The sequence below is a fragment of the Rhizobium tibeticum genome, from assembly GCF_900110205.1.
GTDB lineage: Bacteria > Pseudomonadota > Alphaproteobacteria > Rhizobiales > Rhizobiaceae > Rhizobium > Rhizobium tibeticum.
Genome location: NZ_FOCV01000003.1, coordinates 107,740 through 121,558, shown reverse-complemented (window position 1 = coordinate 121,558; position 13,819 = coordinate 107,740). Strand labels below are relative to the sequence as shown.

The following is a 13,819-nucleotide window of genomic DNA, read 5'->3' as shown; positions in this document are numbered from 1 at the left end:
GGAAAGAGGTTAGATCAAATTTGGGCGGGCAAGCGTTCAAAGGAGCGACAAAAGGCTGCGCTCGTCCGGCATGCTGGCGATGCTTACTGCGCCCTGCAGCGGTATGGGGACTGCTTCTGCAACGGATTTGCTAAGGCAGAGAAAGCGCATTCCAGCTAGCCCGTCGGGACTCATGTGCGCCTCGATCATGCGAAAGAAGTTTTCCGCTGTCTGGCGCGAGAAAAAGAGGATCGCGTCCGGCCGCTGATGAGCGACGATCGTTTGCAGTGTTTGCGGCGCAATCCGTGTCGGCTTCATCCGGTAGCATTCCACGACAGTGATCCTTAGGCCGATTTCGCGCGCGCGCTTCTCGAAGGTCTCGGCTCTTGGTCGACCGGCAAGGTAGAGAACAAAGCCGCCTGCCCTTTCCGCGATTGTCTCGGCGAGCTCGTTGCCGCTGCCGCCGGATGCCGTGACTGCGGTGAAACCGATCGTCCGCGCTTCCTCGGCTGTCGCATCCCCGACTGCAAAAACAGGCCGCGTGAGATGAACCGCGAGCTCGGCGCTATGCGTTGCAAGCGCCCGGATCGTTTCAGCACTGGTGATCACAATACCGCCTTCTGTCGTCTCGAGGCCGCGCACCGCCGCATCGCCATCGTGAACCGGCTGCGACAGCGGCAGCAATATCGGTTCGTGCCCCAGTTCGCGAAGACGCTCGGCGGTGCGCTCGCCCGAATGCTGAGGACGGGTCACGAGGACACGCATCAGGACATCAGCTCCAGTCGTCGAAGAAGCTGCTGCCGGCGCGCGCCCGAATCTCCTGCCCGGCACGCGTGCCCAACGCAGCCGCATCGCGCCTGTGACCGTCAATGCTGACGGCGTGCTGGTTGCGGCCGTCCGGCGTGATGATCAAGCCGGAGAAGCGTACCTGGTCGCCTTCACAGATGGCATAGCCGCCGATCGGTGTGCGGCAGGAACCGTCCAGGGCTGCGAGAAAGGCGCGCTCACAGGAGACCGTGTCGAACGTCGCCGTATCGTTGATGGGGGCAAGGAGTGCATCGATGCGTGCGTCACCAATGCGGCTTTCGATGCAGATCGCACCCTGGGCCGGTGCGGGCGGAAAAGTTTCCGCGGCGAGGATATCGGTTATCACGTCGACCTTGCCGAGCCGCTTCAATCCGGCGAGCGCAAGCAGCGTGGCATCGACCTGGCCTTCTTGCAGCTTTCTCAGCCGTGTATCGACGAGGCCGCGGAAGGTGATGACCTTGATATCGGGACGCATGCGGCGGATCAGCGCCTGGCGGCGAAGCGACGAGGAGCCGACGGTCGCGCCGTGGGGCAGGTCGATCAGCTTTGGCGCGGTGCGTCCGATCACGGCGTCCCGGATATCCTCGCGCGGCAGGTAGGCAGAAAGACAGAGCCCTTCGGGAAGCCGTGTCGGCATGTCCTTGGCCGAATGCACCGCGATGTCGAGGTCGCCGCTCGCAAGCTGCTGCTCCAGTTCTTCGGTGAACAGGCCCTTGCCGCCGATCTCGGCCAGCGAGCGATCGGTGATGCGATCGCCCTTGGTGCTCAGCACGACGATTTCGAACATCTCTTCCGGCAGTCCGTGCGCCGCCATCAGCCTGTCGCGTGCTTCGTGAGCCTGGGCGAGTGCCAGCGGGCTGCCTCGGGTGCCGATCCGGAAAGGTTTTGTTTGCATCCGCATTGATCCGTTGTTACCGGAGTTCCTCGTAAACAGGTTTAAGACCCATCGCAATCAACGATCAGGTTTCATGGCGCCCTTTCTACGCACCCTCGGCATCGAAACAAGCTGCGACGAAACTGCGGCGGCAGTGGTCGAGCGAGCCGTCGACGGGCAGCCGACGGTGCGTTCGGACGTCGTCCTGAGCCAGCTCGAGGAACACAGCGCCTATGGCGGCGTTGTGCCCGAGATCGCCGCTCGCGCCCATGTCGAGGCACTCGATACGCTGATCGACGAAGCCTTGAAACGTGCCAATGTGTCGCTCTCGGATATCGATGCCATCGCGGCAACGTCCGGGCCTGGCCTCATCGGCGGGCTGCTCGTCGGCCTCATGACCGGAAAGGCGATCGCCAAGGCCTCCGGAAAGCCGCTCTATGCCGTCAATCACCTCGAAGGGCATGCATTGACAGCGCGGCTGACGGATGGGCTCGCATTTCCATACTTGATGCTGCTCGTTTCTGGCGGCCATACGCAGCTTATTCTTGTCCGCGGTGTCGGGCAATACGAGCGCTGGGGCACGACCATTGACGACGCGCTCGGCGAAGCCTTCGACAAGACGGCGAAACTGCTGAGCCTGCCTTATCCTGGCGGGCCGGCGGTCGAGCGCGCGGCCAAGAGTGGTAACCCGGATCGCTTCAATTTTCCGCGGCCACTGGTGGGAGAGGCCAAGCTCAACTTCTCGTTTTCCGGCCTGAAGACGGCCGTGCGCCAGGCCGCAACCGAAATCGCGCCGTTGACGGAGCAGGATGTGGCGGACATCTGCGCCTCATTCCAGAAGGCGATCTCACGCACGCTGAAGGACCGCATCGGCCGCGGGCTGGAGCGTTTCAAGTCCGAGTCCCTTCATGTCGACGGCAGACCGGCCCTCGTGGTGGCTGGCGGCGTGGCTGCCAACCTGGAGGTTCGCAGCACGCTGCAGTCGCTCTGCGGCAGGCACGGTTTTCGTTTCGTCGCGCCGCCGCTGCGGCTGTGCACCGACAACGCCGTGATGATTGCCTGGGCTGGTCTGGAGCGGATGGCGACAGGCGTGGCGCCCGATGACCTCGATGTGCAGCCGCGCTCGCGCTGGCCGCTGGATTCCAACGCCGAAACCTTGCTTGGCTTCGGCAAACGGGGAGCGAAAGCATGAGCGAAAAGATTGCCGTCGTCGGAGCTGGGGCTTTTGGAACCGCGCTGGCCGCGGTGATCGCCCTGACGGAGCGCAACGCGGTGACGCTGGTCGGTCGGGATCCTGAACTGATCGCGGACTTGAACGCTGAGCGTTTGCACGATGCGGTCTTGCCGGGCATCGCGTTGCCGGAGTCTCTTTCCTTTTCGGCCGAACCCGATGCGATCGGCGACGCCGATATCGTGCTCTTCGCGATGCCCTCGCAGGCGCAGGCGGATGCCGCGAGACAATACCGACCCTATTTGAGGAGCAGTGCCATCGTCGTGACCTGCGCCAAGGGCATTGAGAGGGCGACGGGCAATCTGCTGACCGACATGCTGGAACGCGAAATACCCGGTCATGCGGTTGCTGCCCTGTCGGGACCCGGCTTTGCCGCCGATATCGCCAAGGGGTTGCCGACGGCGATGGCGATTGCTGCGGCTGATATGGATGTTGCCGAAAGGCTGGCACATGCGATCTCCGGTCGAACTTTCCGGCTCTATGCCTCGTCTGACCGGGTCGGGGTGCAGCTCGGCGGCGCACTGAAGAATGTTCTGGCGATTGCATGCGGCATTGTCGAGGGGGCCGGCATTGGAGACTCCGCGCGTGCGGCGCTGATTGCACGCGGGCTTGCCGAGATGTCGCGTTTCGTCGTCGCCAAAGGTGGACAGGCCGATACCGTGCGCGGGCTGTCCGGCCTCGGCGACCTGGTGCTGACCGCTACCAGCCATCAATCGCGCAACCTGCGCTTCGGGATTGCGCTCGGCCGCGGCGAGACAGTCGATCCCGCCCACGGCGAGCTCGTCGAAGGCGCCTTTGCGGCCGCTGTTGCATCGCGTCTGGCGCAGTCGCTCGCTGTTAGCATGCCGATCACCGATGCCGTTTCCGCTATCATCGACGGTAAGCTCGGCATTTCCGAGGCGATCGATCAGCTCATGACGCGCCCGATTACCACAGAATAGGAGTTTCGATATGCTCTTTGCTCTTCTCTGCAAGGACAAGCCCGATCATCTCAGCGTCCGCATGGAGGCCCGGCCCGCTCACGTGGAACATCTCAACAAGCTCAATGCTGAGGGCGTGTTGAAGATGGCCGGCCCGTTTCTCGACGGTGAGGGCAAGCCATGCGGCAGCCTCGTCATCATTCATGCCGATACGATCGAAGCAGCCAAGGCGCTGGCGGACAGCGACCCCTACACGAGGGCCGGGCTTTTCGAGAGCGTCGAGATCAAGCCCTTCAATTGGGTCTTCAACAATCCGGAGGCATGAGCGTGGCGCACTGGCTTTACAAATCAGAACCGGCTTCCTGGTCCTGGGAGCAGCAAAAGGCGGCCGGCGAGAAGGGCACCGAGTGGACGGGTGTCCGCAACTATCTCGCGCGCAACAACATGCGGGCGATGCAGCTTGGCGACAAGGGCTTCTTCTATCATTCCAACGAAGGTCTCGAGATCGTGGGCATCGTCGAGGTGTGTGCCTTGTCGCATCCGGACTCGACAGCCAAAGGCGATGGCCGCTGGGATTGCGTTGACATTCGCGCTGTCTGCGACATTCCCAAACCGGTTTCGTTGAAGGACCTCAAGGCCAACGAGAGGTTTGCCAAAATGTCGCTCGTCACCTCCATGCGGCTTTCGGTCCAGCCGGTGACTGACGACGAGTATCTGGAGATTTGCCGGCTAGGTGGCCTCGATAATCCGCCGCGTTGAGACGCCGTTGAAAACCGATCCCGAGCTCTTCATCCGCGCCAACACCAGCCCGATGGCGCCGCCGCATGTGCCGGAAATTCGATTGCATCTGGCGCACGAAGCGCATGAGTTGTGGCTGAAGACGGAAGAGGAGCTTGCGGAGATCGGTCTACCGCCACCCTTCTGGGCCTTTGCCTGGGCGGGTGGTCAGGGGCTGGCGCGCTACATACTTGATCATCCGCACATCGTTGCCGGCAAGCGCGTTCTCGACTTCGCCACAGGTTCTGGCTTGGTGGCGATTGCGGCAAAGATGGCGGGAGCCGCCAAGGTCGTTGCCGCCGACATCGACCCGTGGGCCGAGACCGCGGTACGGCTGAACGCCGGCCTGAACCAGCTCGAGGTCGATTTTACCGGTGCTGATCTGATCGGCGACAAGGTCGAGGCGGATATGTTGCTCGCGGGCGACGTCTTCTACGACAGCGACTTTGCGGCAGCGATCGTTCCATGGTTCGAGACCCTCAGCGGTCAGGGTATCGAAGTCCTGGTTGGGGATCCGGGACGCGCCTATCTTCCCAAGAAGCGCTTGGAATTCTGCGCAATCTATCAGGTTCCCGTTACCCGGGCGTTGGAAGACAGCGAGGTGAAGAAAACGACCGTTTGGCGCCTCATGGCCTGATAACGCAGACGCCACCCTCGTATGAACAGCTGCTGCTCTTGGCGGTGACGTTGATCACCTTGGCCATTGGCGCGAGGTTGGTGGTTCGCTGCGGGGCAGGGAAGCCATAGCCGCTGCTGGCGACATAGGTCCCGCCGTCGGCATCATAGACGTATGGCGATCCTGAATAGGTGCCGCTGACCCCTCCACCCGGCTGCGGCTGAACCAAGATGACGACGTTGCGTCCGCCATAGCCGCTATAACCATTGTAGCCGCGATACGGCCATGAGGCGCGCTTGATCAGAGGCGCGCGACCGGGACGATGGCCGAACCGGCCGTATCCATCCGAGAAGCGGACGCGTCCATCGTTCCATCCCCGAAAGGGTCGGCCGACGATCGTCGGCGCGTGATGCCTCATGAACCCCTTGCCACCGTGGCGAGAGAACGAATTCTGGCCGAAATCGCCTGCTGAGGTCGGCAGCGCGATCAGAGCCGTAGCCGCGAGAGAAACGAGCATGGATATGGCCTTCAGCATCGCGCGGATCTCCGGAAACGAGATGGTTAACAAAGCGTTAACCGCAAAATGCGCCAAAAGCCGCCGCTTGTCCAGAAGACGTCTGGCCATGCCGCTTGCGCAGCGGAGCCGCCGCGCCGTCAAGCGCAGTTCACGCCACCCAGAGACGCAAATCGATTAAATTAAATTGGGGGTGCAATTATACTTGTCGTTAGGGGCTTCCGTGATTAAACGTCGCCATTGATGCGACGCACACAAACAAATTTGTCATTCGTGTGGTTGCCTTGAATGCTCCGAAATCCGGGAGCGCAGAGAAGACGCCGCGAGGTTCTGATGGCGAATGTCACAAATAACCGGCCACTGTCGCCGCATTTGCAAATTTACAAACCAATCCCCACCATGGTCATGTCGATCGTCCACCGTATTACTGGCGGCGCACTTTATGTCGGCACGCTGCTGGTCGCCTGGTGGCTGATCGGAGCTGCAACCGGCCAGGCCTATTATGATTGGGTCAACTGGATACTCGGCAGCATCATCGGCAAGCTCGTGTTGCTCGGCTATACCTGGGCACTGCTGCACCACATGGTCGGCGGCTTCCGTCACTTCGTCTGGGATCTCGGCTACGGCCTCGATAAGGACGTCTCGACCAAGATGGCCCAGGCTTCGATCGTCATATCGCTCTGTCTGACCGTGCTGGTCTGGGTGATCGGCTTCCTCATTCGCTTCTGAAGGTTGTTCTCATGGATATGCGCACCCCTCTGGGTAAGGTTCGCGGCCTTGGCTCGGCCAAGGAAGGCACCGATCATTTCTGGCGTCAGCGCGTCACTGCGGTTGCCAATGTGCCGCTCTTTTTCTTCTTTATCATTTTCATGATCGTTCACGCGGGCGAGCCTTACGCGGACGTGGTTCACGCGCTGTCGAGCCCGTTTGTTGCAGTCGTCATGGGCCTGATGGTCATTTCCGGTACCATTCATATGCGTCTCGGCATGCAGGTGATCATCGAGGACTACGTGCATGGCGAATTCGCCAAGCTCGCCCTGCTGATGCTGAACACCTTCTTTTCGGTCCTGATGGCGGGGTTCTGTCTCTTCGCCATTTTGAAAATTGCATTCGTAGGATAACCGTATCATGGCACCGACTTCACCCGCTCAGAATGGGAAGGCCTACAAATATGTCGATCACTCATACGATGTGATCGTCGTCGGCGCCGGCGGCGCCGGCCTTCGCGCCACGCTCGGCATGGCCGAACAGGGGTTCCGCACGGCCTGTATCACCAAGGTGTTCCCGACCCGCTCGCACACGGTCGCGGCCCAGGGCGGGATCGCCGCCTCGCTGCAGAACATGACGCCCGACAGCTGGCAATGGCATCTCTACGACACCGTCAAGGGCTCCGACTGGCTCGGCGACGTCGACGCCATGCAGTATCTCACCATGGAAGCGCCGAAGGCGGTCTATGAGCTGGAGCATTACGGCGTTCCCTTCTCGCGCAATGAGGAAGGCAAGATCTATCAGCGGCCTTTCGGCGGCCACATGCAGAACTTCGGCGAAGGCCCGCCGGTACAGCGCACCTGTGCCGTTGCCGACCGTACCGGCCACGCCATCCTGCACACGCTCTACGGCCAGTCGCTGCGCAACAACGCGGAATTCTTCATCGAGTATTTCGCGCTCGACCTGATCATGTCGGAAGACGGCAGCCGCTGCACCGGCGTTGTCGCCTGGTGCCTCGATGACGGGACGATCCATCGCTTCGCCGCCAAGATGGTAGTGCTGGCGACCGGCGGTTACGGCCGCGCCTATTTCTCGGCAACGTCTGCCCATACCTGCACCGGCGACGGCGGCGGCATGGTGGCCCGCGCCGGCCTGCCCCTGCAGGACATGGAGTTCGTGCAGTTCCACCCGACCGGCATCTATGGTTCGGGCTGTCTCATCACCGAAGGCGCGCGCGGCGAAGGCGGTTACCTCGTCAATTCCGAAGGTGAACGCTTCATGGAACGCTATGCGCCTTCGGCCAAGGACCTTGCCTCACGCGACGTCGTCTCGCGCTGCATGACCTTGGAGATCCGTGAAGGCCGCGGCGTCGGCAAGGCCAAGGACCATATCTTCCTGCATCTCGACCATCTCGATCCGGCCGTTCTGCACGAGCGCCTGCCGGGGATTTCCGAGAGCGCCAAGATCTTCGCCGGTGTCGACGTCACCCGCGAGCCGATCCCGGTCCTGCCGACGGTCCATTACAATATGGGCGGTATTCCGACCAATTATTGGGGCGAAGTGCTGAACGCCGACAGCTCCAATCCGGAACGCATCATCCCCGGCCTGATGGCTGTCGGCGAAGCCGGCTGCGCCTCGGTGCATGGCGCCAACCGTCTCGGCTCGAACTCGCTGATCGACCTCGTGGTCTTCGGCCGCGCCGCGGCAATCCGCGCCGGCGAGGTGATAGACCGTGCGGCACCGGTACCGCATCTGAATGTGGCCGCCTGCGACAAGATCATGGATCGCTTTGACGGTCTTCGCCATGCCAGCGGCTCGACATCGACTGCCGTGCTGCGCGAGAAGATGCAACGCGCCATGCAGGAAGACGCTGCCGTGTTCCGCACCCAGGAATCGCTGGAATCGGGTTGCAAGCGCATCTCGGCCATCTGGCAGGAAATGCGTGATATCAAGGTCACCGACCGCTCGATGATCTGGAATTCCGACCTCGTGGAAACGCTCGAGCTACAGAACCTGATGGCCAACGCCATCACCACGATCTATGGCGCCGAGGCCCGCAAGGAAAGCCGCGGCTCCCACGCGCGTGAAGACTACACGGAAGGCGCATTCGCCGGCCGCGACGACGTCAACTGGCGCAAGCATACGCTCGCCTGGGTCAACGACGCCGGCGACGTCAAGCTCGACTACCGCCCGGTTCACACCGAGCTCATCGCAGAGGGCATCGATCCCAAGAAGATCGCGCCCAAGGCTCGCGTGTACTAAGAGGAACTGGACATGGTTGAACTCGCTCTTCCCAAGAATTCCCAGATGCGCGAAGGCAAGGTGTGGCCGAAGCCGGCAAGCGCGAAGAACACCCGCGAATTCCGCGTCTACCGCTGGAGCCCGGATGACGGCCAGAACCCGTCGATCGACACCTTCTACATCGATGTCGACGATTGCGGCCCAATGGTGCTCGACGGCCTGCTCTACATCAAGAACAAGATCGACCCGACGCTGACGCTACGCCGTTCCTGTCGCGAGGGCATCTGCGGTTCCTGCGCGATGAACATCGACGGCACGAACACGCTGGCCTGCACCAAGGGCCTCGACGACATCAAGGGCGCGGTAAAGATCTATCCGCTGCCGCATCTGCCTGTCGTCAAGGACCTGGTTCCCGATCTTACCAACTTCTACGCCCAGCACCGCTCGATCGAGCCGTGGCTGAAGACAGTCTCGCCGACACCTGCAAAGGAGTGGAAGCAGAGCCACGAGGATCGCCAGAAGCTCGACGGCCTCTATGAGTGCATTCTCTGCGCCTGCTGCTCGACCTCCTGTCCGAGCTACTGGTGGAACGGCGACCGTTACCTCGGCCCAGCCGTTCTCTTGCAGGCTTACCGCTGGCTGATCGACTCCCGAGACGAGGCGACCGGCGAGCGCCTCGACAATCTCGAGGATCCGTTCCGCCTTTATCGTTGCCACACGATCATGAACTGCGCGCAGACCTGCCCGAAGGGTCTGAACCCGGCCAAGGCAATCGCCGAAATCAAGAAGATGATGGTCGAGCGTCGCGTCTGATCGATCCAGCAAGGGGCCGCAGATGCGGCCCTTTTCTTTATGCGATCACGAAACCTTGATTTGCCCGGGATTGCGCCAAATTTGTCTCGGTTTTACGGCGTTGCTCCCACATCGACACAATTTCTCCTCGCGCTGGCTTGATTCAATACAGCCTTTCAAGATAATTCCGCCGTGATTGAGCGGCAACTTCAGGACAATACTGGAAAAATCAGGAGTATCATGATGCAGTTCAGACATATGGCGACAGGTCTCGTGGTTATTCTGTCGTTAGCTGGCTGCCAGCGCACCGCATATAATGATGCAAGCTATTCTGCCCCGGCGCCGCTGACAGCGCAGCCGGTTCCCTCGGTTCAGGGCGGGCAGCTTCCGCCGCCTTCCGGCTCTTCGCAGTTCCCCGCTGCCCCGACGACCGCGGCGCCCGTCGCCGGTGGCCAGCCCGGCGCCATGGCTGCAAATGCGATGGATGTCACCAAGGAATCGATGGTCGGCAGCTGGCGCGTCAACGGGTCCTGCGACATGTTCCTGACGCTTACCAATCTCGGCAGCGGCTCGCGCGGCGGTACGCGCGGCTGCGTCGGCGAACTGACGGCGATGGGCTCCTGGGAAGTGACGGGCAAGCAGGTCATCCTGAAAGACCGCAGCGGCAACCAGATCGGCAGCGTCTACAAGACTGCCGACAACGCCTTTAGCGGCCAGACCAATACCGGGCAGGCGATCAGCCTCAGCCGTTAAAAGATTGGGCGGCGAAGGCCGCCGATCCTGCACAGGCGGACCTCCTTTATGCAACCCATGCCAGACTACACGCTTAGCGTCAGCGAGCAGTTGAAGTCGCTGACGGCTTCCGGCGCGCTTCAAATCGATTCAGCCCAGATGCATGTTGCCAGCTGCCTGGATCGGGTGCTGTCGGGGTTGAAGCAGCGTCGGCCGGCGGCAAAGGCGAGCGCTCTCGGCTGGTTGTTCGCCAATAGGAAGAAGGCGTCGGAATCGGTCAAGGGGCTCTACATTCACGGCAGCGTCGGCCGCGGCAAGACGATGCTGATGGACATGTTCTTCGCAATGGCACCCTGCGCGAAGAAGCGGCGCGCGCATTTCCATGAATTCATGACCGACGTGCACAACCGCATCGCGGCGCACCGACTGAAGCTCAAGCAGGGCGAGACCAAACAAGCAGATCCTATTCCTGTCGTCGCTGCTGCGCTCTATGATGAAGCCGAAATGCTTTGCTTCGATGAGTTCACCGTGACTGACATCGCCGACGCGATGATCCTGTCGCGGCTTTTCTCCGAACTTTTCCGGCGTGGATGCCTGCTGGTCGCGACCTCGAATGTCGAGCCGGACAATCTCTACAAGGATGGCCTCAATCGAAGCCTGTTCCTGCCGTTTGTCGATCTTCTGAAGCAGCACGTCGAGATCGTGACCCTCGATTCTCCGACCGACTACCGGATGGAGAAGCTCGACAGTCAGCCGGTCTATCTGACGCCGCTCGATGACCGGACCGACATGGCCATGGATGCATCCTGGATGCAGGCACTGCATGGCCGCAGGGCACAGCCGCTGGAAATTCCGATGAGGGGACGGTCGATCCATGTGCCGCTCGCGGTCGATCGCCTGGCGCGCTTCTCATTTGCCGATCTCTGCGAAAGGCCGTTGGGCGCGGCCGACTTTCTCGCCATTGCCGAGCGCTTTGACGCCATCTTCGTCGACCGCGTACCATTGCTGGGGCCTGATAAGCGAAACCAGATCAAGCGCTTCATCATTCTGATCGATACGCTTTACGATCACGCGGTGCGGCTCTATGTGTCCGCTGCGGCGATGCCTGAAAATTTGTTGACACAAGCGCGTGGTACCGAAGGCTTCGAATTCGACCGCACTGTCTCGCGCCTTTTCGAAATGCGCAGTGCCGAGTATCTCGCATTGCACCACGAGCGACGGGCTGCCGAGTAACGATTTGTGCCAAATTGTCTTACGTTTACGTAAGAATTTTATGATCTAAACGATTGAAATTCCTCGCTCAAAAATAATCGTTTGCCATTTTTTGGCTTTGGGGCTATGCGATGGCGGCATTGGGCGATGCCCCTCCGCGCGTCGCCTGACGAATTTTGATCGCAAAGGAAACAGCGAAATGGCGCGTAACAAGATCGCACTCATTGGTTCTGGCATGATTGGTGGCACGCTGGCGCATCTCGCCGGCCTGAAGGAACTGGGTGACATCGTTCTCTTCGATATCGCCGACGGTATTCCTCAGGGTAAGGGCCTCGACATTGCTCAGTCCTCTCCGGTCGAGGGCTTCGACGCCAACCTGACAGGCGCCAGCGACTATTCCGCGATCGAAGGCGCGGATGTCTGCATCGTCACCGCAGGCGTCGCCCGCAAGCCGGGCATGAGCCGCGACGATCTTCTCGGCATCAACCTCAAGGTCATGGAACAGGTCGGCGCCGGCATCAAGAAGTACGCCCCGAACGCTTTCGTCATATGCATCACCAATCCGCTCGACGCGATGGTCTGGGCGCTGCAGAAGTTCTCCGGTCTCCCGGCCAATAAGGTCGTCGGCATGGCCGGCGTGCTTGACAGCTCGCGGTTCCGTCTGTTCCTTTCCAAGGAATTCAACGTTTCCGTACAGGACGTCACCGCCTTCGTTCTCGGCGGCCACGGCGACACGATGGTGCCGCTGGCTCGCTACTCGACGGTAGCGGGCATCCCGCTTACTGACCTTGTGACCATGGGCTGGGTCACCAAGGAGCGCCTCGAAGAAATCATCCAGCGCACCCGTGACGGCGGCGCCGAAATCGTCGGCCTGCTGAAGACCGGCTCAGCCTACTACGCACCCGCTGCCTCGGCGATCGAAATGGCTGAATCCTACCTCAAGGACAAGAAGCGCGTTCTGCCCTGCGCAGCACAGCTGACCGGCCAGTATGGCGTCAAGGACATGTATGTCGGCGTTCCCACTGTCATTGGTGCCGGCGGCGTCGAGCGCATCATCGAGATCGACCTCAACAAGGCCGAGAAGGAAGCCTTCGACAAGTCTGTCGGCGCTGTCGCCGGCCTGTGCGAAGCCTGCATCAACATTGCGCCTGCGCTCAAGTAATCAGACCGCGCGCTGACGTCATCCAAACAGGAATAGACCCATGAATATTCATGAATATCAGGCCAAGGCTCTGCTGAAGGGCTATGGCGCGCCGGTCGCGCAAGGTGTGGCGATCCTCAAGGTCGAGGAGGCCGAAGCTGCCGCCAAGTCGCTCCCTGGCCCGCTCTACGTAGTCAAGAGCCAGATCCACGCCGGCGGCCGCGGCAAGGGCAAGTTCAAGGAACTCGGCCCTGACGCGAAGGGTGGCGTTCGCCTCGCCAAGTCGATCGACGAAGTCGTTTCCCATGCCAGGGAAATGCTCGGTAACACGCTGGTAACGGCGCAGACGGGTGAAGCCGGCAAGCAGGTCAACCGCCTCTACATCGAAGACGGCGCCGACATCGCTCGCGAGCTCTATTGCTCGCTGCTGGTCGATCGCTCCGTCGGCCGCGTTGCCTTCGTCGTCTCGACGGAAGGCGGCATGGACATCGAGGCCGTCGCGCATGACACGCCCGAAAAGATCCACACGATTGCGATCGATCCTGAGGCCGGTGTCACGGCCGCCGATGTTGCCGCGATCTCCAAGGCGCTGCAGCTCGATGGCGCTGCCGCAGAAGACGCCAAGTCGCTGTTCCCGGCGCTCTACAAGGCCTTCGGCGAGAAAGATATGGCTCTCCTCGAGGTCAATCCACTGATCGTGATGAAGGACGGCCACCTGCGCGTTCTCGACGCCAAGATGTCGTTCGACGGCAACGCGATTTTCCGTCACGACGACGTCAAGGCGCTGCGCGACGAGACGGAAGAAGACGCCAAGGAAATTGAGGCCTCGAAGTGGGACCTCGCCTATGTGGCGCTCGACGGCAACATTGGCTGCATGGTCAATGGTGCGGGCCTCGCCATGGCGACGATGGACATCATCAAGCTCTACGGCAAGGCGCCGGCGAACTTCTGTGACGTCGGCGGCGGCGCCGGCAAGGACAAGGTCGCTGCGGCCTTCAAGATCATCACGGCGGACCCGAAGGTCGAAGGCATCCTCGTCAACATCTTCGGCGGCATCATGAAGTGCGATGTCATCGCTGAAGGCGTTGTCGCGGCTGTGCAGGAAGTCGGCCTGAAGGTTCCGCTCGTCGTGCGTCTCGAAGGCACCAATGTCGAGCTTGGCAAGAAGATCCTGAACGAGTCGGGTCTCGCGATCACGGCAGCTGACGACTTGGACGATGCGGCCAAGAAGATCGTCGCGGCGATCAACGCCTAATTTTGAAGGACCGGAAATAA

Annotated in this window: 16 protein-coding genes; 13 read left to right on the top strand and 3 right to left on the bottom strand. The window is 61.2% G+C overall.

Annotated features, from left to right (window positions below):
• Window positions 1–36: 36 nt before the first annotated feature.
• Window positions 37–744 (bottom strand): uroporphyrinogen-III synthase, encoded by a 708-nt coding sequence (locus BSG20_RS04330; RefSeq protein WP_072369372.1) that lies wholly within the window; start codon window positions 742–744, stop codon window positions 37–39.
• Window positions 745–751: 7 nt separating this feature from the next.
• Window positions 752–1,681 carry a hydroxymethylbilane synthase gene (gene hemC / locus BSG20_RS04325; RefSeq protein ID WP_072369370.1) on the bottom strand — a complete coding sequence of 310 codons (930 nt, stop codon included), beginning with the start codon at window positions 1,679–1,681 and terminating at the stop codon, window positions 752–754.
• A 73-nt stretch (window positions 1,682–1,754) separates the two neighbouring features.
• Here hemC and tsaD point away from each other — a divergent pair, with 73 nt between their 5' ends.
• From tsaD to BSG20_RS04300, 5 genes are read left to right on the top strand one after another with little or no spacing between them, the layout of a single operon-like run.
• On the top strand, window positions 1,755–2,852 hold the full coding sequence (gene tsaD, locus BSG20_RS04320) for a tRNA (adenosine(37)-N6)-threonylcarbamoyltransferase complex transferase subunit TsaD (RefSeq protein WP_072369368.1): 1,098 nt from the start codon (window positions 1,755–1,757) through the stop codon (window positions 2,850–2,852).
• Window positions 2,849–3,832 (top strand): NAD(P)H-dependent glycerol-3-phosphate dehydrogenase, encoded by a 984-nt coding sequence (locus tag BSG20_RS04315; protein WP_072369366.1) that lies wholly within the window; start codon window positions 2,849–2,851, stop codon window positions 3,830–3,832. Before tsaD ends, BSG20_RS04315 begins: the two co-directional genes overlap by 4 nt.
• 10 nt (window positions 3,833–3,842) lie before the next feature.
• Window positions 3,843–4,136 (top strand): YciI-like protein, encoded by a 294-nt coding sequence (locus BSG20_RS04310; RefSeq protein WP_024316809.1) that lies wholly within the window; start codon window positions 3,843–3,845, stop codon window positions 4,134–4,136.
• Window positions 4,137–4,138: 2 nt separating this feature from the next.
• Window positions 4,139–4,570: an EVE domain-containing protein gene (locus BSG20_RS04305; protein WP_072370147.1), complete on the top strand. Its 432-nt coding sequence runs from the start codon at window positions 4,139–4,141 to the stop codon at window positions 4,568–4,570.
• Window positions 4,571–4,577: 7 nt separating this feature from the next.
• A complete protein-coding gene (locus tag BSG20_RS04300; RefSeq protein ID WP_072370150.1) occupies window positions 4,578–5,225 on the top strand; it encodes a class I SAM-dependent methyltransferase in 648 nt (215 codons plus the stop codon).
• On the opposite strand, the gene BSG20_RS04295 is transcribed toward BSG20_RS04300, so the two are convergent.
• Entirely contained in the window at window positions 5,215–5,739 is a 525-nt protein-coding gene (locus tag BSG20_RS04295) for a hypothetical protein (protein ID WP_072370144.1), read from the bottom strand. The two genes, BSG20_RS04300 and BSG20_RS04295, sit on opposite strands and share 11 nt — an antisense overlap.
• A gap of 312 nt (window positions 5,740–6,051) precedes the next feature.
• Here BSG20_RS04295 and sdhC point away from each other — a divergent pair, with 312 nt between their 5' ends.
• The 8 genes from sdhC (at window position 6,052) to sucC (ending at window position 13,799) form a co-directional block, all read left to right on the top strand.
• Window positions 6,052–6,447 carry a succinate dehydrogenase, cytochrome b556 subunit gene (gene sdhC, locus BSG20_RS04290; protein WP_072369364.1) on the top strand — a complete coding sequence of 132 codons (396 nt, stop codon included), beginning with the start codon at window positions 6,052–6,054 and terminating at the stop codon, window positions 6,445–6,447.
• Between the two features lie 11 nt (window positions 6,448–6,458).
• Complete coding sequence (sdhD, locus tag BSG20_RS04285) at window positions 6,459–6,839, top strand: succinate dehydrogenase, hydrophobic membrane anchor protein (protein WP_072369362.1); 381 nt, start codon at window positions 6,459–6,461, stop codon at window positions 6,837–6,839.
• A 7-nt stretch (window positions 6,840–6,846) separates the two neighbouring features.
• Window positions 6,847–8,688 (top strand): succinate dehydrogenase flavoprotein subunit, encoded by a 1,842-nt coding sequence (gene sdhA, locus BSG20_RS04280; protein ID WP_072369361.1) that lies wholly within the window; start codon window positions 6,847–6,849, stop codon window positions 8,686–8,688.
• Between the two features lie 12 nt (window positions 8,689–8,700).
• Window positions 8,701–9,480: a succinate dehydrogenase iron-sulfur subunit gene (locus BSG20_RS04275; RefSeq protein WP_072369359.1), complete on the top strand. Its 780-nt coding sequence runs from the start codon at window positions 8,701–8,703 to the stop codon at window positions 9,478–9,480.
• Between the two features lie 222 nt (window positions 9,481–9,702).
• Window positions 9,703–10,212 carry a protease inhibitor Inh/omp19 family protein gene (locus BSG20_RS04270; protein ID WP_072370141.1) on the top strand — a complete coding sequence of 170 codons (510 nt, stop codon included), beginning with the start codon at window positions 9,703–9,705 and terminating at the stop codon, window positions 10,210–10,212.
• Window positions 10,213–10,260: 48 nt separating this feature from the next.
• A complete protein-coding gene (gene zapE, locus BSG20_RS04265) occupies window positions 10,261–11,424 on the top strand; it encodes a cell division protein ZapE (protein ID WP_072369357.1) in 1,164 nt (387 codons plus the stop codon).
• A 178-nt stretch (window positions 11,425–11,602) separates the two neighbouring features.
• Window positions 11,603–12,565, top strand: a complete 963-nt coding sequence (mdh, locus tag BSG20_RS04260) for a malate dehydrogenase (protein WP_037116323.1) — start codon at window positions 11,603–11,605, stop codon at window positions 12,563–12,565.
• Between the two features lie 40 nt (window positions 12,566–12,605).
• Window positions 12,606–13,799, top strand: a complete 1,194-nt coding sequence (gene sucC / locus BSG20_RS04255; protein ID WP_072369355.1) for an ADP-forming succinate--CoA ligase subunit beta — start codon at window positions 12,606–12,608, stop codon at window positions 13,797–13,799.
• Window positions 13,800–13,819 lie beyond the last annotated feature (20 nt).

Excerpts from the sequence above, each read along its gene's own strand:
- BSG20_RS04330 (WP_072369372.1), bottom strand. The coding sequence starts at position 744 with ATGCGTGTCCTCGTGACCCGTCCTCAGCATTCGGGCGAGCGCACCGCC.
- hemC (WP_072369370.1), bottom strand. The coding sequence starts at position 1,681 with ATGCAAACAAAACCTTTCCGGATCGGCACCCGAGGCAGCCCGCTGGCA.
- tsaD (WP_072369368.1), top strand. The coding sequence starts at position 1,755 with ATGGCGCCCTTTCTACGCACCCTCGGCATCGAAACAAGCTGCGACGAA.
- BSG20_RS04315 (WP_072369366.1), top strand. The coding sequence starts at position 2,849 with ATGAGCGAAAAGATTGCCGTCGTCGGAGCTGGGGCTTTTGGAACCGCG.
- BSG20_RS04310 (WP_024316809.1), top strand. The coding sequence starts at position 3,843 with ATGCTCTTTGCTCTTCTCTGCAAGGACAAGCCCGATCATCTCAGCGTC.
- BSG20_RS04295 (WP_072370144.1), bottom strand. The coding sequence starts at position 5,739 with ATGCTGAAGGCCATATCCATGCTCGTTTCTCTCGCGGCTACGGCTCTG.
- sdhC (WP_072369364.1), top strand. The coding sequence starts at position 6,052 with ATGGCGAATGTCACAAATAACCGGCCACTGTCGCCGCATTTGCAAATT.
- sdhD (WP_072369362.1), top strand. The coding sequence starts at position 6,459 with ATGGATATGCGCACCCCTCTGGGTAAGGTTCGCGGCCTTGGCTCGGCC.
- sdhA (WP_072369361.1), top strand. The coding sequence starts at position 6,847 with ATGGCACCGACTTCACCCGCTCAGAATGGGAAGGCCTACAAATATGTC.
- BSG20_RS04275 (WP_072369359.1), top strand. The coding sequence starts at position 8,701 with ATGGTTGAACTCGCTCTTCCCAAGAATTCCCAGATGCGCGAAGGCAAG.
- BSG20_RS04270 (WP_072370141.1), top strand. The coding sequence starts at position 9,703 with ATGCAGTTCAGACATATGGCGACAGGTCTCGTGGTTATTCTGTCGTTA.
- zapE (WP_072369357.1), top strand. The coding sequence starts at position 10,261 with ATGCAACCCATGCCAGACTACACGCTTAGCGTCAGCGAGCAGTTGAAG.
- mdh (WP_037116323.1), top strand. The coding sequence starts at position 11,603 with ATGGCGCGTAACAAGATCGCACTCATTGGTTCTGGCATGATTGGTGGC.
- sucC (WP_072369355.1), top strand. The coding sequence starts at position 12,606 with ATGAATATTCATGAATATCAGGCCAAGGCTCTGCTGAAGGGCTATGGC.